This window comes from Neobacillus sp. SRL179 (genome assembly GCF_984799095.1).
This window is the reverse complement of record NZ_OZ481792.1, coordinates 4,257,077-4,283,255: the sequence shown is the minus strand read 5'-3', so window position 1 is coordinate 4,283,255 and position 26,179 is coordinate 4,257,077. Positions and strand designations below refer to the sequence as shown.

Below are 26,179 nucleotides of genomic sequence, written 5' to 3'. Positions count from 1 at the left end.
TAATTGAGGAAAGTGACAGGAAGAAAAGTAATCGGTTACACGACTTGCGCCATGGAACTTTAGTCTAGGAAACAGCACGAAATGCAAAAGGTAATTAGATTTAGTCGATGGTTTTTAAGATTTGGAGCTATATCATTCTATTTACTCCCTGAGAAAGGAAGAAAAAGACTATGCCATTATTATATGTTGCATTAGCAGTTGCCCTTATTTTGATTTTGATGATGCCGTTGAAAATGAATGGATTTATTGCCTTAATCGCTGCTGCCTTATTGGTTGGTTTTCTACAAGGCATGCCAATGGATAAACTCATGGATTCGATCGCAGGAGGAATTGGCGGTCAGCTCGATGACTTGATTTTGATTCTAGGCTTCGGTGCCATGTTAGGAACGATTATGGCTGATGCTGGTGCAGCACAGCGAATTGCAAATACCTTAATTGAAAAAATGGGTATCAAACGTGTTCAAATTGCCATGTTAATTGCTGCTTACATCCTTGGAATTACAATGTTTTTCGAAGTTGCTTTCGTCTTATTGATTCCATTAGTGTTCGTCGTTGCCCGTCAAACAAAGTTAAACTTACTATGGGTTGCCATCCCAACAGCAGTTGGATTATCGACTACACATAGCTTCTTGCCGCCACACCCAGGCCCTGCAGCTGTTGTAGGAGTTTTCGGTTCAAGTATGGGATTAACGTTGTTATATGGTCTTATCATTGCTATTCCGGTAGGTTCTTTTATCGCCTTGGTTTGGCCAAGACTACCGTTTGTTAAAAAGATTAACCCTACAATTCCTGAAGGGCTTATTCCAACCAAAGTATTCAAAGATGAAGAAATGCCTAGCTTTTTAGCTAGTGTTACCTCTGCACTTGTACCAGTTATCTTAATGGGTATTTCAGCGGTTTGTGAAGTTACCTTACCTGAAGAGAATAGCTTTAGACATGCAATGGAATTCTTTGGATCTGCCCCAATTGCGTTACTGATAGCGCTTGTACTGTCCTTCTACCTTCTTGGAACTAGAGTGGGCCGTTCCTTAAAAGATGTCATGAATTCTTGTTCTAATAGTGTAAAACCGATGGCGATGATTATCCTTGTAATCGGTGCCGGCGGAGCGTTTAAACAAGTGTTAGTTGACAGTGGTATTGCTGAGTATATTAAAGATATTACAGGCGGCTGGGATATTTCACCAATCATTCTTGCTTGGTTAATTGCTGCTATCTTACGTATTGCTCTTGGATCTGCAACAGTTGCTGTTATGACAGCTGCCGGTGTTGTCCTGCCAATCGCCCAATCTTCAGGTGTAAGTTTAGAATTAATGACGCTTGCTGTTACATGCGGAAGTGTTGCTTTCTCTCACGTGACAGACCCTGGTTTCTGGATGTACAAAGAATATCTCAACTTATCAGTTGGAGATGCCTTAAAAACAAGAACAACCTATACAACCGCACTCGCCATACTTGGACTGGCCGGTGTATTAATCCTAAATATGTTTGTTAGTTAATTAAAAAAATGATGAATCGGGCAGTTAATTCCTCCCATAAGATGAGTTTACTGCCCGAAAAAGTTTTATCAACATTGTCAATATGAGTGGTACAAACCTGTGTTGCTTTTTATATATATAAACTTCGGATAAACAAAACCATTTAGATTGGAGAAATAATGATGACTACAGTTGAAAAAATTGTAAATGTAACTCCCGTTGTGACGGAAATGGACGTATACCCTGTTGCAGGCCGCGATAGCATGCTCCTGAATCTTAGCGGTGCCCATGGTGCTTATTTTACAAGAAATATCGTGATCCTAAAGGATAGCAATGGAAATGTCGGTGTAGGGGAAGTTCCTGGCGGAGAAAATATCCGTAAAACACTTGAAGATGCAAAACCATTGGTGGTTGGTTCCTCTATCGGCAATTATAACAATATCTTAAATAATGTAAGAAAGACCTTTGCTGGTCGTGATACAGCAGGACGCGGATTGCAAACGTTTGACTTGCGGATTACGATCCATGCAGTTACAGCGATTGAAGCAGCCTTGCTTGATTTGTTAGGAAAACACTTAAATGTACCAGTTGCTGCACTGTTAGGGGAAGGCCAGCAGCGTGAAAAAGTAAAAACATTAGGTTACTTGTTTTACATTGGTGACCGCAATAAGACGGACCTTCCTTATTATAGTAACCCTGATTCTGATGTGGAGTGGTATAAGATCCGTCATGAAGAAGCGTTAACACCGGAAGCGGTTGTTCGTTTGGCTGAAGCATCTCAAGAGCTTTATGGCTTTAAGGATTTTAAATTAAAAGGCGGCGTTTTAGAAGGCAAAGAAGAAATTAAAGCAATTAAAGCACTAAAAGAAAGATTCCCAGATGCTAGAATTACGTTGGATCCAAACGGTGCTTGGTCACTAAGTGAAGCGGTTGAGTTATGTAAGGATATGCATGGCATTCTAACCTATGCAGAGGATCCATGTGGTGCTGAAAATGGCTATTCTGGCCGCGAAGTCATGGCAGAGTTTAGAAGACAAACAGGTCTTCCAACTGCAACGAATATGATTTCTACGGACTGGCGTCAAATGGGTCATACGATTTCCTTACAATCTGTCGATATTCCATTAGCTGATCCACATTTCTGGACCATGCAAGGTTCCGTCCGTGTTGCCCAAATGTGTCATGATTGGGGATTAACTTGGGGTTCGCACTCTAATAACCATTTTGACATTTCCCTTGCGATGTTTACACAGGTTGCTGCAGCGGCACCAGGTAACATTACAGCGATTGATACACACTGGATTTGGCAGGAAGGTACGGAGCATTTAACGAAGGAACCATACAAAATTGTTGATGGCTATTTAACCATTCCAAATAAGCCAGGCCTAGGTGTAGAAGTGGATATGGATCAAATTTTGAAGGCACATGAATTATATAATAACATGGGACTTAACTCTCGCGATGACTCCGTGGGGATGCAATTCTACATTCCAGGCTGGAAATTTGATAATAAGCGTCCTTGTCTTGTTCGATAAAATATTCATTAATAGGCACTGCCGAGTTTTTGGGCAGTGTCTTTTTATATCAAAGGGTATTATGAAGAAAGTCATACTATGGTAAAATAATAGTATTAAATCCGAGGAGACCGAAAATGACTGATTCTCCAAAAGTAAAAATAGAAACATTAAATCGTGTTACCTTATCCAAGCAGGTGATTGAAAGTATTGTCCAGCTCTTGCTAAGTGGACAGTTAAAAGCAGGAGATAAGCTTCCTACTGAAATGGAATTAATGAATATACTTGAAGTAAGCCGGCCTGTATTACGGGAGGCGCTTAGTTCACTTGAATCCCTAGGGGTTATCACACGTAAGACACGTGAAGGGACCTTCTTTAACAATAAAATCAGCAGTCACCCCTTCTCAGTGATGTTAGCTCTGGCTCACGATAATCTGCAAGCAATGGTAGAGGCGCGAATGGCATTAGAATTGGGCTTAATTACGATTGCTGCTGAAAAAATTAGTGAGGAAGAGCTGGCAAAGTTAAAAGAAACGATTGATTTTATTGCTAATAGCGAAGACGATAACTACGGTGAAGCGGATATTGAATTTCACCGCACCATTGCCTTAAGTGCAAATAATCCAATTGTTGAAGGGATGATTGATTCGTTAATCGTTACGCTTGTCAAAATTAACAGTGAAGTGAAAGTGCGGGAACGAGAACGGACTCTTCAACATCATACGGCCATTTATGAGGCATTGGTCAACAGGGATCCGTTTGAAGCATTTCATCAAATGTATTTACACTTGGATTATGTCCGACAGAAAATGGTCAATTGATGTAAAAGAAGTGCATTTCCTATTTGGAAATGCACTTCTTTTTGTTTGTTACTAAAAATTGATTATTTTAAGTTGGAGCTTAGCGAGAATTACTCCTCTGGAGATTTTCTTGCCTGAACACTTTCCGCCAGGTCTAAGACGCCCCAATCCATTGGACTCTTCCTTTTTGATTCCTGGTAGGGCTGCTTACTCGATTTCTTTGCTTCCACTCTATTTGTTTTATTTAGCTCATCATTTTTCATCTTGATACACCTCTAATATCATTTTCCATAGTGTGCCTTATCCTCGGAAATATATGTATAAAGGCTCATCGGTCTAATAATAGACCAGATGATCCTTGAATGATCCTTCTCATTTTAATAATACGGATAGCCTCCGTATGGGTATGTGGCAGGGTATGGTGCTGGTACAGGATAGGCAGCTGGATAGCCTACTGGGTATGGATACCCTCCTGCTGCAGTGGTCAGGGCGCCAGCTGTTAAGCCGCCTAATACTCCACCGATAAATGGTGATGTACCATAACCTCCGTAACCTCCATAACCGTATCCGCCGTGATGGTAGCCTCCATGATGATAGCCTCCATGATGATGCCCATCAAAATGTCCGCCGCCATGATGCCCTCCATGTCCGCCGCCATGATATCCTCCGCCGCCATGATGCCCTCCATGTCCGCCGCCATGATATCCTCCGCCGCCATGATGCCCTCCATGTCCGCCGCCGTGATGTCCTCCAAACATGCAAATTCATCTCCTTTTTAAAATTCTCGAGGTCGTTCTTCGGTATATTTTTGCAAGAAAGAATTCTACCTATCTGTAATGTATGCATGACATCTGTCCAATGAATGGGCGCTCTTTTTAGGTATTTATATAAAAAAGCCCCTTCTCAGAAATCGAGAAGGGTCTAACCTAAAAAGTACTTCCGGTGACTAGCAGGACCGCAGCTATTGCTTATAATTCCAGCTGGGCTTTTAATTCGGTTTGGACACGTTGCTTTTCTTCTGGTGAAACGAGCCCATAATAAATGTGATTAATCATTTTTCCTTGCTCTTTTAGCTCCATTTGCTGGATGGAAGTGCCAGCGTCTTTATACCCTTTTTGAATCTCATTGATTTGCTCGAAGGTAAGGTTGGTTTTTACATCTTTTTCAAGGACGGCGAAAATATCGGAAAACTTCGCTAAACTTGAGATGCTTGCTCCTTCTTTGACAACCGCTTCAATAATTTGGCGCTGTCTAGTTTGACGGCCAAAGTCCCCATTAGGGTCTTCTTTTCTCATTCTTGTGTAGCTTAAAGCCTCCGCACCGTTCAGAGTAAGTTCGCCTTTGGCAAAATGGAAGCCATCTTGGCTAAAATCCATGTCATTCACAACTCTTACGCCGCCAACAGCATCGACCATATCAGTAAATCCTTCCATATTCACCTCGATATAATAATCAATCGGAATATCGAGAAAGTTCTCTACCGTATCCATCGCCATCGGAATACCGCCAAAGGCATAGGCATGGTTAATTTTATCCTGTTTTCCTTTTCCGACGATCTCCGTTCGTGTGTCTCGTGGAATGCTCAGCATTTTCACGGAATTATTGTTAGGATTAACTGTTAAAACAATCATTGTATCCGAACGGCCCTTGTCCCCTTCTCGTTCGTCCACACCCAGCATTAAGACGGAAAAAGGTTCTTTTTCCTTAATTGCAACAGGTACCTCACGCTTATCCGATTGTTTGCGTTCGACCGGCTGATGCATAGTTTCAACGGCATTGTTAAACGATTTATATATTGAATAACCGTAAGCTCCTGCTCCAATAAACATCAAGAGGAGAATCACTGCGGTCACTTTTATCCACTTTTTCTTTTTCCCTTGTTGAGATTTCATTTGAAAACCTCCTAAAAACTTACATTTTTCAATCATGTTCTTAATAATAACAGATAACTAGATTGATTAATATGTAAAAAATATGGAAATTAAATAGGGGAATCAAATGATATGTGGAGTCCAAAAAGGTTGGATAAATGAAAAAAAGCTCTAAAGAAGAGCGTTATTTTTACTAACAATCAGCGGATAGTTTGAAAGGTCAACCTCATTTTCTTTTCCGCTCATTGGATTTTTTGATTTTCATGATTTTGGATGGGGGCTGTTTTCGTATCCATTTGATAAAACGGAGTAGTTTCTCATCGTTCCTTAGTTCAGGGAGGGTTGTTAATCGGGCAGCAATTTCCTCATTCGTATAAAGGGCGTGTATTTGCTTATGACAGGGGATACATAATTTTGCTGTTTGACCAAATGTTCCACCCATCTCTTTTGGAAGGAGATGGTGGAGAGTCGTCTCGACCATTTGTCGTCCGCAAAGTTCACATGTGTCCATCCCTTTTTCCTCCAGCTTTATTTCTCCTATTATTAACCGGACGAAGGTGTTTCATTCCGGCTTTATCAAGTCAGGAGTAGAGTGCGACCCCTATTAATCCAGACAATAAAATGACGTAGAGTGGATGCCAGCGGAGTTTTAATAGGGCAAATAACGATAATCCAAAGATAAGCAGTAAACTTACTGTATGAAAATTGAAATGCCGTGAAAATAGGTTATTGGTGATTGCAAACTTTATGGCAGCATAAATAATTAAACTTGCCACGATTGGTTTTAATCCATAAAACATGGAGTGGACAGTAGGATTATGATGCACCTTTATGAAAAAGGCTGCCACTATGACGACTAATAGGAGCGAGGGAAGTAACATACCTAATGCTGCGATGAATGCTCCCATGTAGCCCGAGGTTCCATATCCCACTAGAATGGCACAATTGGCAGCGATTGGACCAGGTGCCATCCCTGCAATTGCAATCATATCTGTTAATTTTTCCGTCGTCATCCATCCGTAATCGGTAACGGCTTTTTCAATGAGAGGAATCATTGCGTAACCTCCGCCAAACGAGGCAAACCCCATGATGAAAAATGATTTAAAAAGTTCCCACAGTACCATGATTATATTCCAGCTCCCATAAAATAATCGAGATCTTGGGTTGGATCTTTTTCCTTGTCCTGTTCCAATTCAACCGGATAGCCGAGTTTCTTTTTAATTATAATGGCGGTTATTCCTGTTACAGCTCCAAGAAAAATGGCAATAATCGGATGAATAAAGAACAGTACCGGTACCCCAATTAGCATAATGCAGCATGTGGTTTTGTCGACAATCGCCGTTTTGGCTGTCTTGATGGCAGCATACACAATAATGGCTACAATAGTAGCCCTTATCGAAACAAAGGCGGCTTCTAATTTCGGATTATCATGTATAAAAAAATAGAAGATTCCCATGCAGAGCACAATAAAGAAAGTGGGGAAGGACACGCCGATCATGGCGGCCAGTGCCCCTTTAAATCCGCCTATTCTATGACCAATAAAGGCAGCTGAATTAACAGCTACTGCGCCTGGTATAGTTTGCGATAACGCAAACACATCTGTTACGTCGTCACTGGTTAACCATTTGCGCTTTTCTATGATTTCTTTTTCAATTAACGGAATCATTGCATAGCCGCCGCCAAACGTGACAGGGCTTATTTTGAAAAAGGTCCAGAAGATTTGAACTAATAACTTCCATTGTTCTTTCAATGTCCTCACTCTTTCTATTAATATTTCATATGGGCAAGACAATCGTATCCTTGTTTGTATGATTCATTCTATCTATTAGGTTATCAAAGAATAGTGACTTGGTAAATTAGTAGAATTGGATTGGTAATAACTATTTACCAAGTCTACATAAAGCGAAATAGGTTCATTTTTTCAGAACGTGTTAAAATAAAGATAATAACTAAATTCTTATCATATAAATGGAGATATCAAATGCCAGCTCAAATTAGTAAACAAAAGCTCATCATTGGCAGTATCATCTTGTTATTTATCGTCATCGTGGGTATCGTTGTGTATTATGGCCAATTTTATAAAGAAGACTTAAACAGTTCATTACCGCTGACCATTTCTGCGAAAGCGGGCGAACAGAAACAAGAGGGTATTGCTGAAGCCCTATTAGTCCAATACTTACGGCCCTATCAAGAAACAACCACTAGTTCATGGAAGCGAATTACAAATGTGACGTATAACCAATTTCAACTTCTAGCTGGTGATGACCATCAATTTGCTGTTGGTGTCACGTTCGAGGCAAGGCTTGAAAAAGGGAAATGGTCGGCCCATCGAAACTGGGGAAAGGTGCAGGAAGATGGACGGGTCAAAGGAATTGAATGGACGTTAAGAATAAAGAGGACGGGTGAAGATGCCTATACGCTCGAACGGATTGAGAAAACGCCGGAGACTTTTACGGGATTGGATTCATTAAAAAATGTTTATCAAAAAGAAGCGGGAATTAAGGTACAAGATCCGAATAATCGCTATCAGATTGTCAATGGGGAACTGAAGGTAACGTATGATAGCGGGAAGCATTGGCAGAAGGTTCCAGCTCCGATTGAGGAGTTATTCGAAGGCGCCTACAATGGTTCCAAACAGGAATTGATTGAAGGCAGTTATGTGATTACCCCGGAACGGACAGCCTTTGTTCTGGGTGATGGTGATTCTGTACGAATTCTTCTTTCCACCGACAAAGGAAACCATTGGAGTCGTGCACCTGTTCCAAATACTCTTCCAGGGATTCGGATGCGGCTGCTAGGTTTTACTTCTGAACAGGATGGATATTTGATATTAACTGGAGATAAAACAATGAGCTGGGAAGCCAATGTTATTTTTAAAAGTAAAGATGGCGGGAAAAGCTGGGTCAAGGCTGGACAAGTAGATGAGCAAAGATTGATTACAGCGGGCGGTTTTATTAATGAAACGCTTGGATTTGTTTCATTTGGATCGCTAAATGTAATGAATCAGCCGCCGCGGCCGTCTTTGTATCGAACAACAGATGGTGGAAAGAGCTGGGCGGAAGTCGAGGTGCCCATACCACTTGAATATAAGGGGATTTTCGTCGAGGCAGAAGTGCCCACGTTTGATGGATCACAAGGAACACTGCTTGTTAATCAAGGACCAAGCGGTGATTACCAAGGCGGAAAGGTCCTTGCGAGGTACATTTCGTTGGACGAGGGGGCAACATGGACCTTTGCTACTTTAGTAGATCCTGATCAGAAAATGGAAAATTAATTAGTTACAGGTTCAAAATTGCATCCTTCAAGGACAATATATAGTAATAAAAGGAACCTATCAGCGGATTTTTCAAGTTTATCAGCGAATTTAAAGGATTTATCAGCGAATATTTGATTTTATCAGCGAATCTGGAGATTTATCAGCGAATCAAAAATAAGCGATGAAAATAACCGCTTTGGAAGGAGACACGCATGCGTTATTTATTTTTACTTATCATTCTCATCCCTGCAGCGGAAATAGGGGTATTGCTTCTATCTGGTAACACAATCGGAGTTTGGCCAACCATTGCCCTGATGATCTTAACAGGAGTCATTGGCGCCTACTTAGCAAAAAAAGAAGGTCTGGCAACGATTCGCAAAGTCCAGGAGCAGCTTAGCTATGGACAAATTCCAGGAGACGCCCTTTTAGATGGGATCTGTATTTTAGTGGGTGGAACGCTGTTGTTAACACCAGGATTTCTATCCGACATTACTGGCTTTTTCATGCTTTTTCCGCCAACTAGGAAGGTATGTAAAGTATTCATCACTCGCTACTTTAGAAAAAGGATTAATCGGGGCAATATCAAAATTATTAAATGATTAATGATTAATGAAATGAGGCTTACTGCTAAATAGCGGCGGTAAGCCTTTTTTATGTTTATTTTTACATAATCCCCCCTGTTGAAAGACAACTACACACACACTTCACCTAGAATTTACACAACTTTACAATGCATTCATACTGGTTTAACAATTCGGAATTATTCTTATACATGTAAGAAACAATCATTCGTCATAGGGGGAAATGAAGCAATGAAAAATTTGAAAAAATTAAGCCTACTTACATTATTTGCAGTGTTAATGGTATTTACAGCTGCATGTGGAGGCGGAACAACTAAAGATAAATCAGCAGAATCAGAAAAAACCTCTACTACACCAAAAACGGAAGAGAAGAAAGAACTTTCAGGGTCATTATCTGTTTCCGGATCATCTGCTATGCAGCCATTAGTTGCCGCTGCTGCTGAAGAGTTCATGGCCGAAAATCCAAATGTTGATGTTCAAGTACAAGCCGGTGGATCAGGTACAGGCTTATCACAAGTTTCAGAGGGTTCAGTTCAAATTGGTAACTCTGACGTATTTGCTGAAGAAAAAATCCCTGATAAAGCTAGCGAACTTGTTGACCATAAAGTAGCGGTTGTAGGTATGACTGCAGCGGTTAACCCTAAAGTTGGCATTAAAGATATTAAAAAAGAAGACTTAATCAAAGTATTCACTGGAAAAATCACTAACTGGAAGGAACTTGGCGGAGCAGATCAAAAAATCGTTCTTGTCAATCGCCCTGACTCTTCAGGTACTCGTGCAATCTTCAATAAATTTGCTCTTGATGGTGCAACACCTGCTGAAGGAATTACCGAAGATTCATCAAACACAGTGAAAAAGATTATTAACGAAACTGACGGTGCTGTTGGGTACCTTGCATTCTCATATTTCACTGACGATGCTGTAACACCACTTGCTATCGATGGTGTGGAACCAACAGAAGAAAATGTACAATCTGGTGAATTCCCAGTGTGGGCGTACCAACATTCCTATACAAAAGGTGAACCTAATGAATTAGCAAAAGCGTTCCTAGATTACATGATGTCAGATGAGATCCAAACCACTCTTTTAAAAGAACAAGGCTACCTGCCTGTAACAAAAATGAAAGTTGAACGTGATGTAGAAGGAAACCAAAAGGATCTTTAAAAAATAGCAAAAGGGGTCAGATCTCCACCACAACTGTGGTGAGGATCTGACCCCTTTTTTCTTTTTAAGGCCTATGCTTATTTGCCTAGCTGGAAAGCACTAGAAAAATTTACAATATTCTATCAATAGATTCACACAGGCACAATAATTAGAGGCTAACATGTTAATTGTAAGGAAAATGACAGGATGGGAGTAGATGTAAATGAAATCTCGTTTTAAAAAGAAGTCGATTCCGTTAATCGCCACCACTCTCCTCGCAACAACAGCTCTTTCAGCCCAGACGTTTCAAAGTTTAGGGCAAAACCAAAAAGCGGAAGCCAGTACCATTTCTGCGGAAAAAAAGAATGGTGCAAAGTGGCTTGCCGGTGATCATCATGTACATAGCGAATGGAGTGTTGGCTGGGACAACACGAAAAACCCACCTGAGGCGATTCGAGGTGGCGATGCGATTTACCCAATTGTAAAAAACGCGGAAAATGCAAAGAAATACGGGCTTGATTGGATGGTATCAACGGATCACGGCGGACCTAACCACTCCAAAGTAAATTTGGAGCAAGCCTACCCTGAACTGCTTAAATCGCGCCAAGCGGTACCAGACCTGCTTCAGTTTTATGGAATGGAATTTGATACACCATCTGCTGACCACAGTTCATTAATCATCCCTAAGAGTGATAATGAATCACAGACCCTGCATGGCATTGAAAGTCAGTTTAACAAGCGTGATCCTTATCCGAATGATGGCAGCCGCGATACGGAATCTAACATGATTGCCGCTCTGAATTATATGAAAGATTTGGATGAACCGCCTGTTCTTTTCGCTAATCATCCTTCTCGCTCGGCAAGCGGAGATGCAAAATGGGGGCAGGATACACCACAGGAATTCCGTAATTGGAACGATGCGGCACCGAATGTTTCGGTAGGCTTTGAAGGTGCCCCAGGACACCAGGCAGGTGCTATAAATAAGGATGGATCAATTGATCCGAATGGCGCACGCGGTGGTTACGGAAATCTGGCAGCCCCAACTATGGGCGGATTCGACCAAATGTCGGCTAAAGTCGGCGGGTTATGGGATTCCATGCTAGGGGAAGGAAGACACTGGTGGATTACCTCAACATCAGATTCCCATGTGAACTGGCGCGATGGCGGAAGTGACTTCTGGCCGGGTGAATTTTCAAAAACATACGTCAAAGCAGAAAAGAACTATACCGATATTATGGACGGGCTCCGGAACGGGAATGTGTTCGTGACAACAGGCGACCTTATCTCTGAACTGGATGTGAAGGCCCAAGCTAAAGGAAAAACCCCATGGAATGCCATTGCAAAAGGAAACACAGCTTCCATTGGGGAGACACTAACTTTACCTGGGAAAAAAGCAAGTGATGTGACGGTAACGATTCGTTTAAAGGACCCGAATGCAAAGAATTCCAATGGAGATAATCCGACTGTAAAACGTGTCGACTTAATTGTTGGCGAAGTGACTGGTAAAGTCGAAGATCGCTCATCTGCTTCTAATCCAACCACTAAAGTAGTCAAACGTTTCACAGAAAAAGATTGGAAAAAAGATGGTGACTATATCACGATCACTTATAAGCTGAAAAATGTGGATAAAGATAGTTACATTCGGTTACGCGGAACTAATACAGATCAGCTAGAGCCACAATTAGACCCTCGCGGTGAGAATCCATGGACTGATCTCTGGTTCTATTCGAACCCAATTTTTGTGAAAACGAATAAGTAGAGTAAAAGAAGGGACGAGGAACGTAAAAACTCCTCGTCCTTCGATTATGAAAGGGTGATAGTGCCCGCTAGCTGGAAAAAAAGGAGCAGGCGGGCACAATAAAGGGATGATAGTGCCCGTAAGCAGGAAAAAAAGCAGCGGGCGGGCACAATGAAGGGATGATAGTGCCCGCTAGCAGGAAAAAAAGCAACAGGTGGGCACATAAAGGGATGATAGTGCCCGCAATCAGGAAAAAAGCAGCAGGAAGGCACTGTTTTACATAATGAAAAGATTGGATGTGAATCAATTCTATGAAAAAACTAGTTACGACATGTTTACTCGGTTTGCTCGCGGTAAGCAGCCTTTTTTCTCCCGCGGCATCGGCGCATACCAATAACAGCGAGGGGTATTCCCTTATAGAAGTGAAGGATGCCACCCTCGACTACGAATTGAAAGTTGATCTTGAGGAATTAGGACATGCGCTTAATCAAGAAATGAAACAAGATGAACTAGTGGACTCTACGAAAGTACAAGACTATATTAACTCCCATATCAAGCTGTACGCTGATAGCGTGCAAATGGAAGGAACCATTAAAAAATCAGATGTCGAAATGATAGAGGATCGTCAGTTTGCAGTCATGAATATGACCTACAAACTTGAGCGTAAGCCGGAAAAACTTGTCGTGGACTATAATCTATTTCTTGACGATTCTGACCCAAGCCATGCCAATTTCGCCACGATTAGATTGAATGGCAAGCAGCAAGAAAAAATCCTCACCTATGAATCGAGGGAAGTAGAAATTGGAGAGATTAGCTTACTCCAAAACATCAAACAATTTGTCTTGCTGGGATTAGAGCATATCTTTACTGGTTATGATCATATTTTATTCGTGATTAGTTTACTATTCGGGGTAAAAACCTTCCGCCATATTATTTCATTAGTAACCGCATTTACGCTCGCACATAGTATCACCTTAGCGCTTGCTACATTAGAAATTGTCTCGCTGCCCAGCAAATTTGTAGAATCTGCCATTGCGCTCAGTATTGTTTATGTCGCCCTGATTAACATTTTTAATCGAGAGCCCAAACACCAGCCGTGGCTTGCATTTGGGTTTGGACTCATCCATGGTTTTGGCTTTGCAGGCATTCTAGCAGAGATGCGTTTAGACCGGGAATCATTAACAGCCTCGTTACTATCATTCAATCTTGGGATTGAACTCGGCCAATTAATTATCGTATCTATTGCTTTGCCGATCTTAACATGGTTCGCAAAAATGAGAAAGATGAACTGGCTGATTCCAGGCACCTCCATCGGCATTTTGAGTTTTGGTTTAATCTGGTTTATTCAGAGAGCATTTTAAAAAACAAGGGCCAGACTCCCGTTGCAGGAGACTGGCCCTTTATGGTTTATAGCGTAAAACCTATTTTCCCTAGTTGTTCTCCCTTTTCCAAACGGCGGAAGGCAGGTGCAAAATCCTCCAATGGATACATTCTGTCCATTACAGGCTTAATTTGATGTGCTTGGATGAATTCAATCATTTCTTTGTATTCTTCCCCGCTGCCCAATGAGGATCCAAACATACGATATTGCCCATAGAAAAAGTCGCGGAGATTGAAGTCAACCACATCCCCTGCAGAAGCGCCAAATGTGACAATGGTTCCGCCAGCTCTTAGCTGTTTGAGGGACTTATTAAAGGTTGCAGCCCCCACACATTCAATGACAAGATCCATTTTTTCACCATCCAGTGCTTTCTCCCAATCTTCATTACTATCGATTGCTTGATCCGCACCCAGTTTAAGGGCTTTTTGACACTTCTCCTGCGATCGGGAAGTAACGTAGACGATTGCCCCCGCAGCTTTAGCGAATTGTAATAAGAACGTAGCCACTCCGCTTCCAATCCCCGGAATCAGAACTTTCATTCCCGAGCGAATTTGACCTTGAGTAAACAAGGCCCGATAAGCAGTCAATGCCGCTAGTGAAAGGACTCCTGCTTCTTCCCAGGATAAAAATTCAGGTTTCAGGATGGCATTCTCGGCAGGAACGATCACATGCTCTGCAAACGTCCCGTGGCCGGGATGACCAACGAGTTCAATCCCCTGTGGCGGAACAGTATGTTTATCTTTCCAACCGAGACTAGGATTAATCATGACCTCATCCCCGACATCGAGGCCAACCACGCCTGCCCCGACTGCATCAATCACCCCAGCACCGTCCGAGCCGATGATAAGCGGCGGTTCTGCAGGTGTATGGCGATTGAGAACAAACAAATCACGATGATTGATTCCTGCCGCCTTTAATCGTATGCTTACCTCTCCATCGCCAGGCTGGCGTTTTTCTATTTCTCCATATGATAATCCTTCAAATCCTGTTTTGTTAGCGTGAAATAGCGCCCTCATTTGAACACTTCCCTTTCTTCGTAAGATCATCTCGAAATTAACTAATATATTTATCATACTGAATATAAGTTTATTTTAAAAGAGTTAGCCCCCGCCACATTAGAGTGTTGCTGTGAAATTAGGAATAGCTTCCTATATTATTTTTCTATTTTTATTAAAAATAAGAGGTCCTGGTGATTTACGCTGCCTCGGTTAAATAGGAGAATGAATTAGTAATTATTTGGACTGCCATACTACCGTAAGTTGGAAGAATTTTAACAGTGAGAATGAAACCATTTATTGCTATATTTAGAATTGATGTGCCTTCTCTTGGAACTGTATTTGCAGGAACTAAAGGGGTTTGGACAATAGTGGAAATACATGGCTGTCCACATGCCTTTTTATAAAATATTAAATGTTACTAGTACTACGGAATATGCAGCATAGGAGGACTTCTTTTTGACAGACCGTTTATTTATATATGATGATCAAGACCTTTTTTTAACTTTTTTGATGCTGCTCTTATTCACTATAATGGGCATATTAGTAAAAAGTTTTTATAAACGTGATTCCTTAAAAATTGAAACTAACGAACAAGACTATGATTCTCTTTTTGAACAAAATCCCGATATAGTGGCCAAATTAAGTTTAGATGGTGAGATTCTCTCGCTAAATAGAGCCTTTGAAGAAATGACGGGTTTTCAGACAGAAGAGTGGCAAGGCAAACGTTTTATTGATTTGGTCGAACCTGATTTTTATGAAATCACCTACCAACCATTTCTTCAAGCTTCACAAGGAAAGCCAGCAAAGGTGGAAAGTATCTTTATTCATAAGAATAAAGGGGCCATTGACGTGAGAATCATCAACATCCCGATTGTTCAGAATGGGCAAACTACCGGCGTTTTTGTGATTGTGAAGGATATAACTGCTAGAAACCAGGCCATTGCTGAACTTGCAGATAGGGAGAAGAAGTTGCGCTTAGTGACGGAAAATATGTCAGATATGGTCATATTGTTATCTGTAGATGGTAAGGTAAAATTTCATACCAAGGCTTTGGAGAGAGTATTTGGATATAAGGGAGAAGAACTTTCCTTACTAACTGGGGATTTAATTCACCACGAAGATCTCAATCTCGTTATAAATTCGTTTAAAATCATCGTTTCTACCAATTCCGAACAAAAATTTGAGTGCCGCATTAAACATAAAAATGGGGAGTACCTTTTTATAGAGATGCTGGGTATGCCCGTAACAAGTGATAATGATGGAGCCGAAGATCTTGTATTAGTGGCGAGAGATGTAACCCATCGCAAACAAACCGAAAAAGAATTAATCGAAAGTGAACACCGCTATCGAAGTTTAGTAGAGATGTCCCCTAAAGCGATTCTTGTTTTTCGAGAAAATCTTATTATCTATTCCAATCAAGCAGCAAGAAGCTTATTTGGTGCTTCTAATGAACAAGAATTGCTTGGAGAAAATCTGTTTGATTTGATTCATGTTGACAGTAAAGAGGAATTAATAACAAACCTTAGCAGAGTACTAAATGATGAGGATGTTCCTATTCGAGAATACAAATTTAATACGCTGGATGCCAGGACCATATTTGTAGAATCGGTTGGGGCTGTCATAATGTTTGATGGCAAGCCAGCGTTAATGGCGGTTGGAAATGATATCACAGAAAAGAAAAGCCTTCAAGAACAATTGAAAATTAATGAGCAGCGCTATAAGTCTCTATTTGATTACCATTCAGACGCCGTTTTTTCGATTGATTTAACAGGCAAGTTTACGAGTGCCAACAAGGCTTGTGAGCTATTATCCGGCTATCATATTACAGAACTAACTGAAAAGCCATTTATTGACCTTATTCATCCAGATGATTTATCTGAAGCCGTGAGGCAGTATGAATTAACCTGTAAAGAAGGCGGAAGCCAACAAAATAATAATGTTCGCATCAAGTGTAAGAGTGGAAAACTCATTAACTTGAATGTCACACTCATTCCCATTATTGTCGATGGTCAAACCGTTGGTGTATATGGTATTGGGAAAGATATCACCGAACAAAAAAGAAATCAGGAATTGATTCAGCATTTAGCCTATCATGATTACCTCACAGGGCTGCCTAATCGAAACATGTTAAATCACCTTATTTGTAATGAAATAGAGCCTAATGGCATCAACGATTTAGCCATATTATTTATTGACCTAGACAGGTTTAAAGTTATAAATGACACATTAGGGCATTCCATGGGTGATCTTCTATTAAAGGAAGTAGCTGAACGGTTAAAAGCCTCTGTCACTGAAAAAGATATGATTTTTAGGCAGGGCGGGGACGAATTTATCGTCATGTTACGTCAAGCCAATCGAGAGCGGGCCCAAACAGTTGCCACCCATATTATTGATCTTCTTTCAGCGCCTTTTACATTAAATAAAACGGAAATTTTTACGTCACCAAGCATTGGAATTAGTTTAGCTTTGGAGGATGGAGACACATTTGAAACGCTTATCAAACATGCTGACTTTGCTATGTATCAGGCGAAACAGGCTGGGAAAAAGACGTATCGCTTTTATTCCTGTATCGCCTATGTAGGAGATATGAATCCATTAATTATGGAAATGGATTTGCATAAAGCGATCGAACGAAATGAATTTACTCTTCATTATCAGCCTAAGGTCAATCTAAAAACGGGGAAAATTATCGGAGCAGAGGCCTTACTTCGATGGAACCATCCTATCTGGGGGACAGTCTCACCAACGACGTTTATTCCTATTACAGAGGAATCGGGATTAATTATCCCAATTGGAGAATGGGTACTAAGACAAGCTTGTATACAGAATAAAAACTGGCAAGAGAATGGATTTTCAAACAGTATTATTTCCGTGAATCTATCGGCACGTCAATTTACACAGCCAAGCATTGTTCAAACGGTTGAGAAGGTTTTGAATGAAACGGGTTTAGACCCGCATTATTTAGAACTAGAGATTACAGAGAGTATGACGATTGATATTGAACATACGATTTCTACATTGCACGAATTAAAGAAATTAGGTGTTCTCATCAGTATTGATGATTTTGGGACAGGTTTCAGCTCATTAAATTATTTAAAACAATTTCCAGTGGATACCTTGAAGATTGATCAGTCGTTTGTTCGGGAGCTGCAAAATAACTCAAGTGATGAGACAATCGTCAAAACAATTATTTCCATGGCTCACAATTTGCATTTGAATGTGGTTGCAGAAGGGATTGAATCAAGGGAACAGTTGGTATTTCTACAACATCATTTATGTAATGGCGGACAAGGCTATTTCTTTAGCAAACCACTTCCTGCTGACGAGTGGAATCGTGAATTTACTAGGATTGAAAAAGTAGTAGAAAATCTCGGGGTACCCGAGCGAACTCACTGAGCACATGTGGGTGGTAAGAACATAATATGAAATTTGGCATAAATTAAACTATGTTACTAAACAGTAAAGGATGTTCTGATATGTCAGGTTTTCCACTTCCAGTCAAGATTAATACCGTCAGCGGCGGCGTAGTTCAATTTGGGGGAGCTGTTTTTGTCTCTCCCAAAAGTGCCGCTAAAAGTACCTTTGGTTCAGGTTCTGCCAATACAGGTGCACAAATTATCACCTATAGCGGGATCAGTTCTACCAATTCAGCAGATGCAGACGTACTTGATCAGCCGATCCTGCATGATAATTAATAAGTGTCAGACCCCTGTCTTAGTATAGCTTTAAAGCGGCGGGGTCTGACACCTTATTTTTTATAAATGAAATGTGAAAAACATCACGTAATTTTTCTGAATATTTTCGAAAAATATGATTGACTTTGTAAGCGGTTTATTTTAGTATTTACATCAAGGAATCTAACATAGATTTATGACAGATATATGACAGATATATGTCGTATCTGTGAGTGATAGGAAATTAGTTAGAAATGAAAGGCGGGTGTGATTTTGCAGTCCAATAGAGTTCTAGCTAAATACATAGTAGAAACACCTTATCCCCTTGAATATGCGGCTGAAGTGATGGCAGGGGAACAATCAACTGGAACCTTTGTGTCAGTACCTGGAGAAACTCCTGAGTTAAAGGAAAAACACGGGGCTCAAGTGGTGGGAATCACCGAATTAGAGACGGTTAGCACACCTTCTCTGCCAGGATCACAGCTTCCAAAGGGAGTCGATTTGTCCAACGTGGAGTATCGAAGAGCAATCATCGAGCTATCGTTTCCCCTTGATAATTTTGGACCATCTTTACCGAATCTACTGTCAACGGTTGCCGGAAATCTATACGAACTTGGGGCCTTTTCTGGTTTGAGATTGATAGATTTAGAGCTGCCAAATGCATTTGCAGAAAAGTATCCTGGACCCCAATTCGGAATAAAAGGAACCAGAGAATTGAGCAGGGTAGAGGGCAGGCCGCTAATTGGCACTATTATCAAGCCAAGCATAGGTCTTCACACTGAAGAGTACCGTCCGCTTGTTAAAGAACTTGCTGAAGCCGGCATTGATTTCATTAAAGATGATGAATTATGTGCCAACCCCGCTTTTGCTCCGCTTGAACAAAGAGTTAAGGTAATCATGGAAGAAATCGAACGAGCCGCCGACCGGACCGGGAAAAAACTAATGTATGCCTTCAACATAACGGGTGATATCGATGAGCTCCGTAGGAATCATGATCTCGTTCTCCAGGCAGGCGGAACTTGTGTCATGGTCTGTGTCAATAGTGTCGGGTTAAGTGGCACCGCTTACTTACGCCAATACTCAGAGCTGCCGATTCACGGACATCGTACACAATGGGGGGCTATGTCCCGTGACCCGCTCCTCGGAATGAGCTTTACCGTTTTTCAAAAACTATGCCGGCTTGCCGGAGTTGACCATCTGCATACGAATGGCTTAAACAATAAGTTCTCAGAGAATAACGAAACCGTCGCCCAAGCGATTCGGGATAGTTTAACCCCTTTCTTAGGAGGTTATCCCATCATGCCGGTTCTCTCATCAGCTCAGTGGGCAGCAAGTGCCATTCCCACATATGAAGCGGTCCCGACGACGGACGTCATTCATTTGGCGGGCGGAGGAATTCTTGCACACCCAGATGGGATTGAAGCAGGAGTGTTGAGTATGAGGCAAGGCTGGGAAGCCGCAGTACAAGGGATCCCGTTGGAAACGTATGCGAAACGAAACCCTGAATTAAAAAAGGCAATTGAGAAATTCTCGACTACATAAGCCTGGAGGTACACACATAATGAAAGAAAATGAACTTTTACTCGCTTTTTATGGAGATGATTTCACCGGATCCACGGATGCGATGGAGGCGTTGGCTATCAGCGGGTATCGGACGGTTCTTTTTCTCGAACCGCCGAGTGACGAATTACTACAGCGGTTTGAAGGAATTAGCTGTATTGGAGTGGCAGGAACAAGCCGTGCAAAGAATTCAGCTGACATGGAAGAAGAACTTCGTCCCATATTCGAGAGCTTTGCAGAAACTGAGGCAAAGGTAATTCATTATAAGACTTGCTCCACGTTTGACTCCGCTCCTGAAGTAGGCAGTATCGGAAAAGCAATTGAAGTAGCGAGAGAGTTCTTTGGTGATAAACAAGTTATTCCCCTCCTCGTTGGGGCACCGCCATTAGGACGGTTTACGGTGTTTGGTCAGCACTTTGCCAGAATGCACGATACGGTTTATCGATTAGATCGTCACCCGGTAATGTCTAGACACCCGATTACACCGATGGGTGAAGCGGACTTGCGCCTGCACCTTGCTGAACAAACTTCTGAAAAAATTGATCTGATGAACATTTTGGAACTCGAAGGCAGCATCGAGACGGTACGGGATAGATACAAACAGAAACTAAGCGAACCAGGTGTGCTTCTCTTTGATGTCCTTGATGATGAACGTCTCCGTGTAAGCGGCCAGCTGATTTGGGAATCCGCAGAGGAAAATCATTCCTTTGTTGTCGGATCGTCTGGATTAGGCTACGCTCTTACAGCCCATTGGAAAAATGCCGGTGTGGCAGGAAGGGTTCAAGAGACTAATGAGTCCGTACCAGCAAGAAACCAAGTCTTTGCTGTGTCAGGAAGCGCTTCAATGGTCACTCAGCAACAAATTGAAGAGGCACTGGCCGATGGATTCCGTGGTATAAAAATTAGTCCCGAGCAAATCGTCCAAACGGACTCTGTTCCGCGGGATTTGCTTGATCAGGTGATTGACCTGATTAAGGAGGGAGAAAGTGTCATACTTTATACGGCAATGGGACCAGAGGATGAATCAATCGCTGCTACCCGTAAGCTTTTCAATCAGCTGGGTATTCCGGAAGTCCAATCGGGTGAGTTGATTGGACGTCAGCTTGGTAAATGGACCCGAGAAGTGATAGAGGCAACGGGGATTCGCCGCGTAATTGTCGCTGGAGGGGACACCTCTGGATTTGCTACTCGGGAAATGGGCGTATATGGATTAGAGATGCTGCTGCCTATTTCTCCAGGAGCACCGCTTTGTAAAGCCTATTCTGATGAAGGCCTCATGAATGGAATTGAAATTGCCCTAAAAGGTGGACAGTTAGGCGGCAGCCATTACTTTTCAAATGTACGAAGAGCCGCCAATGAATCCAAGCACATCAGCATTTGAATGAACTAGTCAAAATGGAAAGTAGATGGGAAAGATGGAAAGTGTAACAAAAAGGGGAACCGCTCCTCTTCTAAAAGATATAGCTTACCAGCAAATTAAAGAAAATATACTCGACGAAAAATTTCCACAAGGAAGCTTCCTATCAGAGCGGGAATTAATTGAGATTCTTCAAATGAGTAAAACGCCGATCAAGAATGCGCTGGTTCGGTTGGAAACAGAAGGATTCGTTACGATTTCTTCTAAACAAGGGATCATCATAAATGAACTATCCCTAAACCGGATTATCGATATTTATAATCTTCGAGTCGCACTGGAGACATATGTTTGTTCGCAAATTACCGGTAAATTGACAGAAGAACAGTGCCAGAAAATTGAAGAGAACCTCGATTTCACCGAAGAAATGGCGAACCAATTAGATATAAAAGGATTTACTCGTGCCGATCATGACTTTCACCTGCTGCTATGTGAAAGCTTAGGAAACCAAGAAATTCATCGTATCTTGCTGAATTATCAAGATCACTTGCAACGAATTACCTTGCTTCATTTAAAGAAGGACCCGCAAAGGATGGTGCAATTCTGGCAAGAACACGTTAACATCTACCAATCCTTAAAAAACGGCGAACAAAAAGCGAGTGAACTCATTGAGGAACACCTCCAGCAATCGAAGCAAAAACTGTTGTTTTAATCTGGTGCCTGACACCAATTGCACTGTAACGATGATGGATAGATGACAAAGGGGAGGAAGAACATTGAAAGCAGTATACGTAGAAGATGCTTATGAGGTAATTGTGAAGGAAGTGGAATTACCTCCGGTAGCGGAAAAGGATGTTTTAATTAAAGTAAAAGTTGCAGGAATTTGCGGATCCGATATCCATACTTACAAGGGGCTTCACTTATTCCGGAAGCCGCCTGTAATCATTGGTCATGAGCTTGCTGGAGAAGTAGTAAAAGTCGGAGAAGGTGTAACAAAGTTCAAAGCCGGTGACCGGGTGACGGTTGAACCACAGGTTGGCTGCGGGAGCTGTGAAGCTTGTTTAACTGGTAATGTTAACTATTGTGCACACCGAGGTGCTCCTGGATTAAATGGCTGGTATGGAACAATGGCAGAGTATTTTGCCACACCTGAACAGACCGTCTTCAAATTGCCAGATAGCATGACATTTGATCAAGGTGTTCTCGTCGAACCGTTTGCTGTAGGGGTACATGCGGTTCGTAAAGCAGACATCCAATTAGGTGATAAAGTGGCGATCCTTGGGGCAGGCCCGATTGGGCTATTGGCACTGGCTGCAGCAAAAGCAGCGGGAGCCACGACCGTTCTGGTCACTGACATTATGGATTATGCCTTGGATGGTGCTGTCAGAATGGGAGCAACCCATACATTGAACACATTGAACAAGCAGGATTGGAGTGCTGAAGCCAAGGATGCTGTTGGCGGAGACTTTGATAAAGTCCTCATCGCAGCAGGTGTTCCAGGGATTATTGATCAAGCAATCTCGTTACTTCGAAAAGGCGGCCGTTGTGTAACCATTGCCATGTTCCACGGTACGCAAACATTCGATATCGTCAATCTGCAACAGGGGGAAAAAGAAATCGTTGGCTGTATGACGTATACAAGGGAAGATACAATTGCTGCGATCGACTTACTCAACGCAGGTTCTGTAGCAGAAGATGTCATCATTACACACAAGCTTTCGTATGAAGAAGCAGCAAAAGGATTCCAATTGGTTGATAAAAAAGAAGAAGAATCCTTAAAGGTGCTTGTTGAATTTAAGTAAATGAAAACGCTTATCCAATTGTGTAAACGCTTTTTTGGACAAATAGGTTTCAAAGGGACTGGGAGAAATTTTTTACGAACAACTATTTAAGGGGGAAAATAGAATGTTGTTGAAAAAAATCGGTATTGCAGCAGCGGCGTTATCGCTAAGTTTAAGCCTTGTAGGGTGCGGGGCGAAAGATAAAGCAAGTAGTTCAGAATCTAGCAAAGCGGACAAGCCTGTTACATTAAAGCTCGGGCATATTGCTGGGGAAGAGGATCCTTGGAATTTAGGAGCGAAGAAATTTGCAGAGCTAGTAGATGAAAAAACAGATGGATCAGTAAAAATTGATGTTTATGCAAGTTCGACGCTAGGAAATGATCGTGATTTAATTGAAGGAATGCAGCTTGGATCAGTAGACTTTGCCTTAGTTGCCGGTGTTCTATCAAACTTTTATGAGCCATATTCCATCTTAGAATTACCATACTTATTCCGTGACCGTGAACATATGGAAAAAGTTTTATACGGTAAAGTAGGAGATCAATTGAAGGAAGATTTGTTAACCAATGCGCAGATCCGCGGCCTTCAATTCTGGGAGCGTACGCCGCGTCAGTTGACAGCTAATAAAAAAGTAACCAAACCATCTGATTTAGACGGAATTAAGATTCGTGTTCCTGAAATTCCAGCTTCTATCGCAGCCTGGAAAGCAATGGGGGCGACACCAACTCCGATGGCGTTTAGTGAGGTGTATTCTTCGCTGCAAACAGGCGTTATTGATGCACAGGAAAATCCACTTGCGCTAATTGAAAGTTCTAAATTGCAAGAGGTTCAAAAATACCTCATCAATACAAATCACGTTTATGGGTACGTTATGTTGACCATGAGTGATGCAACCTATAGCAAGCTGTCAAAGAACCAGCAAAAAGCAGTTGAAGAAGCAGCTAAAGAAGCTACTGAGTATGAGAACAAGATCGTTTATGAACAAGAAAAAGAATTGCTAGAAAAAGTGAAAGCCGCAGGAATGGAAGTTGTTGATATCGATACAAAACCATTCATGGAAAAAGCAAAAGCAGTTCAAAAGGAATTTGCTAATAAGTCAGAGGCAGATAAAAAGCTTTATGAGAGCATTGTGAATACAAAATAATGAGTAGACTGGAGGGTGCCAAAAGTATAACCATAGTTTTGGTACCCTCCTAAAATTCTAATCTAGTAAAGGGGAGTTACAATGCAACAAGTTGTGAAGATGGTTGACACCTTGAATAAAGCAGTGGGATTTATCCTCTCTGTGATGCTTGGCATTATGTCGATTTTAATTATAATACAAGTCATAAGCCGCTTCTTAATTCATTTTCCATTGACCTGGTCTGAGGAATTATCCCGTTATTTAATGGTGTACATTGTATTTGCTGGTGCCAGTTTGGCGATGAGACATAATCAGTTGATTTCAATTGAATTGCTTCCAGAATTAATTTCTGCAAAGAAACGAAAATTCGTCATTATACTAGTTGCCATTTTATCGATTGTATTCTTTGGTATTTTATTTTTCCAGGGAATTAGTATGTTGGAACATGTTCAGGCACAAACCTCTCCAGGTTTAGGGATTTCTATGGCTATTCCCTATGCAGCCCTGCCCATTGGTTCTCTTTTGTTAGCGCTTAACGCGTTGGCTCTAATCTTCGATTTATCCTCAAAAAAGGAGGACGCTAAATAATGGCAGTCGTGTTAATGATCTGTATGCTGATATTTTTCGCTTTGAGTGTCCCGATTGCCGTCTCAATTGGACTGGCATCCGCTATTGCACTATGGTGGGAGGGAAGTACACCTCTAATCGTACTCGTTCAACGTTCGTTTACTTCCATTGATTCGTTCCCCCTTATGGCGATCCCGTTCTTTATTCTTGCCGGAACGTTAATGGAATTTGGCGGAATCTCCAAACGTTTAATCAACTTGGCCAATGCTTTTACTGGGCATCTTCCAGGTGGTCTGGCCATAGTTACAATCGTAACAGCCATGTTCTTCTCAGCCATTTCAGGATCTAGTGCGGCCACTACAGCAGCGTTAGGAAGTATGCTAATCCCAGGGATGATTAAACGCGGCTATGATGCACGATTTGCTGGAGCAACTCAAGCGGTAGCTGGTGAATTAGGTATTATTATTCCACCGAGTATTCCGATGATTTTATACGGGGTAACGGCCTCAGTATCAATCGGTGACCTGTTTCTAGCAGGGTTTGTACCAGGAATTCTTATCGGATTTGCTCTTATTTTAACGGTTTTGGTTATTTCGAAAAAACAAGGCTATAAACGTGAACCTAAGAAAAACTTTAAAGAAAGAATGTTGGCCGTTAAGGAATCTTTTCTAGCACTATTAATGCCGGTTATCATTCTTGGCGGAATTTACGGCGGTATCTTTACACCAACTGAGGCTGCAGGTGTAGCAGTAGGGTATGCGTTCGTCGTAGGTGTATTCGTTTATAAAGAAATCAAATTAAAACAACTAGCCCAAATTTTTACCCAATCAACTGTAACGACTGCAACGATTATGTTTATCATTGCAAGTGCTGGTTTGTTTGGCTGGATTATCACACGGGCCAATGTACCGCAAATGGTCGCAGAATTCTTCATAGGTATCTCAGACAATCCGGTTATCTTCCTATTGTTAGTTAACCTATTCTTGCTTATTGTCGGAATGTTCATGGAAACCAATGCATCAATTATTATCTTAGCACCATTATTATTACCGGTAGCTACACAGCTTGGAGTCGATCCGGTTCATTTCGGTATTATTATGATTGTTAACTTAGCATTAGGTATGTGTACACCGCCATTTGGTGTTAACCTGTTTATCTCATCGCAGATTGCGAAAATCAGGCTCGATCAGATATCGAAGGGAATGTTACCATATTATGCGGTACTACTAGTCACATTACTCTTGCTTACCTTTATTCCACAGTTATCAATCGGACTTGTAAGTTTGTTTAAATAATAAAAAATAGTAGAGTTCCACATATGCTAAAGTGTGGAACTTTTCTTAGTAGATTGATTGTTTAAAGG

Annotated in this window: 25 protein-coding genes; 18 read left to right on the top strand and 7 right to left on the bottom strand. The window is 41.5% G+C overall.

The window, feature by feature from the left end; genetic code table 11:
• Positions 1–170 precede the first annotated feature (170 nt).
• The 3 genes from AC4E8C_RS21080 to AC4E8C_RS21070 all read left to right on the top strand — a co-directional run bounded on the left by AC4E8C_RS21080 (position 171) and on the right by AC4E8C_RS21070 (position 3,810).
• A complete protein-coding gene (locus AC4E8C_RS21080) occupies positions 171–1,496 on the top strand; it encodes a gluconate:H+ symporter (protein WP_490208586.1) in 1,326 nt (441 codons plus the stop codon).
• 158 nt (positions 1,497–1,654) lie between these two features.
• Positions 1,655–3,010 (top strand): glucarate dehydratase, encoded by a 1,356-nt coding sequence (gene gudD, locus AC4E8C_RS21075; protein WP_490208585.1) that lies wholly within the window; start codon positions 1,655–1,657, stop codon positions 3,008–3,010.
• Between the two features lie 116 nt (positions 3,011–3,126).
• Positions 3,127–3,810, top strand: coding sequence for a FadR/GntR family transcriptional regulator (locus AC4E8C_RS21070; RefSeq protein WP_490208584.1), 684 nt, complete (start codon positions 3,127–3,129; stop codon positions 3,808–3,810).
• Between the two features lie 89 nt (positions 3,811–3,899).
• Here AC4E8C_RS21070 and AC4E8C_RS21065 read toward each other — a convergent pair whose 3' ends face one another.
• The 6 genes from AC4E8C_RS21065 to AC4E8C_RS21040 form a co-directional block, all read right to left on the bottom strand.
• Complete coding sequence (locus AC4E8C_RS21065; RefSeq protein ID WP_490208583.1) at positions 3,900–4,052, bottom strand: hypothetical protein; 153 nt, start codon at positions 4,050–4,052, stop codon at positions 3,900–3,902.
• 114 nt (positions 4,053–4,166) lie between these two features.
• Entirely contained in the window at positions 4,167–4,547 is a 381-nt protein-coding gene (locus AC4E8C_RS21060; RefSeq protein ID WP_490208582.1) for a hypothetical protein, read from the bottom strand.
• A 210-nt stretch (positions 4,548–4,757) separates the two neighbouring features.
• Complete coding sequence (tagU, locus tag AC4E8C_RS21055; protein WP_490208581.1) at positions 4,758–5,681, bottom strand: polyisoprenyl-teichoic acid--peptidoglycan teichoic acid transferase TagU; 924 nt, start codon at positions 5,679–5,681, stop codon at positions 4,758–4,760.
• Between the two features lie 205 nt (positions 5,682–5,886).
• Positions 5,887–6,171, bottom strand: a complete 285-nt coding sequence (gene hlpB, locus AC4E8C_RS21050; RefSeq protein WP_490208580.1) for an HNH nuclease-like protein HlpB — start codon at positions 6,169–6,171, stop codon at positions 5,887–5,889.
• Positions 6,172–6,241: 70 nt separating this feature from the next.
• Positions 6,242–6,784: a chromate transporter gene (locus AC4E8C_RS21045; protein ID WP_490208579.1), complete on the bottom strand. Its 543-nt coding sequence runs from the start codon at positions 6,782–6,784 to the stop codon at positions 6,242–6,244.
• A gap of 2 nt (positions 6,785–6,786) precedes the next feature.
• Complete coding sequence (locus AC4E8C_RS21040) at positions 6,787–7,419, bottom strand: chromate transporter (protein ID WP_490212622.1); 633 nt, start codon at positions 7,417–7,419, stop codon at positions 6,787–6,789.
• Between the two features lie 222 nt (positions 7,420–7,641).
• Here AC4E8C_RS21040 and AC4E8C_RS21035 point away from each other — a divergent pair, with 222 nt between their 5' ends.
• The 5 genes from AC4E8C_RS21035 (at position 7,642) to AC4E8C_RS21015 (ending at position 13,739) form a co-directional block, all read left to right on the top strand.
• Entirely contained in the window at positions 7,642–8,934 is a 1,293-nt protein-coding gene (locus AC4E8C_RS21035) for a WD40/YVTN/BNR-like repeat-containing protein (protein ID WP_490208578.1), read from the top strand.
• Between the two features lie 194 nt (positions 8,935–9,128).
• Positions 9,129–9,515: an FxsA family protein gene (locus AC4E8C_RS21030; RefSeq protein ID WP_490208577.1), complete on the top strand. Its 387-nt coding sequence runs from the start codon at positions 9,129–9,131 to the stop codon at positions 9,513–9,515.
• 213 nt (positions 9,516–9,728) lie between these two features.
• Entirely contained in the window at positions 9,729–10,661 is a 933-nt protein-coding gene (locus tag AC4E8C_RS21025; RefSeq protein ID WP_490208576.1) for a phosphate ABC transporter substrate-binding protein, read from the top strand.
• A 202-nt stretch (positions 10,662–10,863) separates the two neighbouring features.
• The gene (locus AC4E8C_RS21020; protein WP_490208575.1) at positions 10,864–12,399 is read left to right on the top strand and encodes a CehA/McbA family metallohydrolase domain-containing protein; all 1,536 of its coding nucleotides are present in this window, start codon (positions 10,864–10,866) and stop codon (positions 12,397–12,399) included.
• Positions 12,400–12,689: 290 nt separating this feature from the next.
• Positions 12,690–13,739, top strand: coding sequence for a HupE/UreJ family protein (locus AC4E8C_RS21015; protein ID WP_490208574.1), 1,050 nt, complete (start codon positions 12,690–12,692; stop codon positions 13,737–13,739).
• Between the two features lie 46 nt (positions 13,740–13,785).
• Here AC4E8C_RS21015 and AC4E8C_RS21010 read toward each other — a convergent pair whose 3' ends face one another.
• The gene (locus AC4E8C_RS21010; protein ID WP_490208573.1) at positions 13,786–14,775 is read right to left on the bottom strand and encodes a zinc-binding dehydrogenase; all 990 of its coding nucleotides are present in this window, start codon (positions 14,773–14,775) and stop codon (positions 13,786–13,788) included.
• A gap of 260 nt (positions 14,776–15,035) precedes the next feature.
• Between AC4E8C_RS21010 and AC4E8C_RS21005 the strand changes: the two genes are divergently transcribed.
• From AC4E8C_RS21005 to AC4E8C_RS20960, 10 genes are all read left to right on the top strand, one after another.
• Positions 15,036–15,161 carry a hypothetical protein gene (locus AC4E8C_RS21005; RefSeq protein WP_490208572.1) on the top strand — a complete coding sequence of 42 codons (126 nt, stop codon included), beginning with the start codon at positions 15,036–15,038 and terminating at the stop codon, positions 15,159–15,161.
• Positions 15,162–15,213: 52 nt separating this feature from the next.
• Positions 15,214–18,153 (top strand): sensor domain-containing protein, encoded by a 2,940-nt coding sequence (locus AC4E8C_RS21000; protein WP_490208571.1) that lies wholly within the window; start codon positions 15,214–15,216, stop codon positions 18,151–18,153.
• 80 nt (positions 18,154–18,233) lie between these two features.
• Positions 18,234–18,452, top strand: coding sequence for a spore germination protein (locus tag AC4E8C_RS20995; RefSeq protein ID WP_490208570.1), 219 nt, complete (start codon positions 18,234–18,236; stop codon positions 18,450–18,452).
• A gap of 252 nt (positions 18,453–18,704) precedes the next feature.
• Positions 18,705–19,973 carry a ribulose-bisphosphate carboxylase large subunit family protein gene (locus AC4E8C_RS20990; protein ID WP_490208569.1) on the top strand — a complete coding sequence of 423 codons (1,269 nt, stop codon included), beginning with the start codon at positions 18,705–18,707 and terminating at the stop codon, positions 19,971–19,973.
• A gap of 19 nt (positions 19,974–19,992) precedes the next feature.
• Entirely contained in the window at positions 19,993–21,372 is a 1,380-nt protein-coding gene (locus AC4E8C_RS20985; RefSeq protein WP_490208568.1) for a four-carbon acid sugar kinase family protein, read from the top strand.
• Positions 21,373–21,406: 34 nt separating this feature from the next.
• Positions 21,407–22,057: a GntR family transcriptional regulator gene (locus AC4E8C_RS20980; RefSeq protein WP_490208567.1), complete on the top strand. Its 651-nt coding sequence runs from the start codon at positions 21,407–21,409 to the stop codon at positions 22,055–22,057.
• Between the two features lie 64 nt (positions 22,058–22,121).
• Positions 22,122–23,147: a zinc-dependent alcohol dehydrogenase gene (locus AC4E8C_RS20975; RefSeq protein ID WP_490208566.1), complete on the top strand. Its 1,026-nt coding sequence runs from the start codon at positions 22,122–22,124 to the stop codon at positions 23,145–23,147.
• A 103-nt stretch (positions 23,148–23,250) separates the two neighbouring features.
• Positions 23,251–24,270, top strand: a complete 1,020-nt coding sequence (locus AC4E8C_RS20970; RefSeq protein ID WP_490208565.1) for a TRAP transporter substrate-binding protein — start codon at positions 23,251–23,253, stop codon at positions 24,268–24,270.
• A gap of 81 nt (positions 24,271–24,351) precedes the next feature.
• Complete coding sequence (locus tag AC4E8C_RS20965; protein WP_490208564.1) at positions 24,352–24,837, top strand: TRAP transporter small permease; 486 nt, start codon at positions 24,352–24,354, stop codon at positions 24,835–24,837.
• Positions 24,837–26,111: a TRAP transporter large permease gene (locus AC4E8C_RS20960; RefSeq protein ID WP_490208563.1), complete on the top strand. Its 1,275-nt coding sequence runs from the start codon at positions 24,837–24,839 to the stop codon at positions 26,109–26,111. Before AC4E8C_RS20965 ends, AC4E8C_RS20960 begins: the two co-directional genes overlap by 1 nt.
• Positions 26,112–26,179 lie beyond the last annotated feature (68 nt).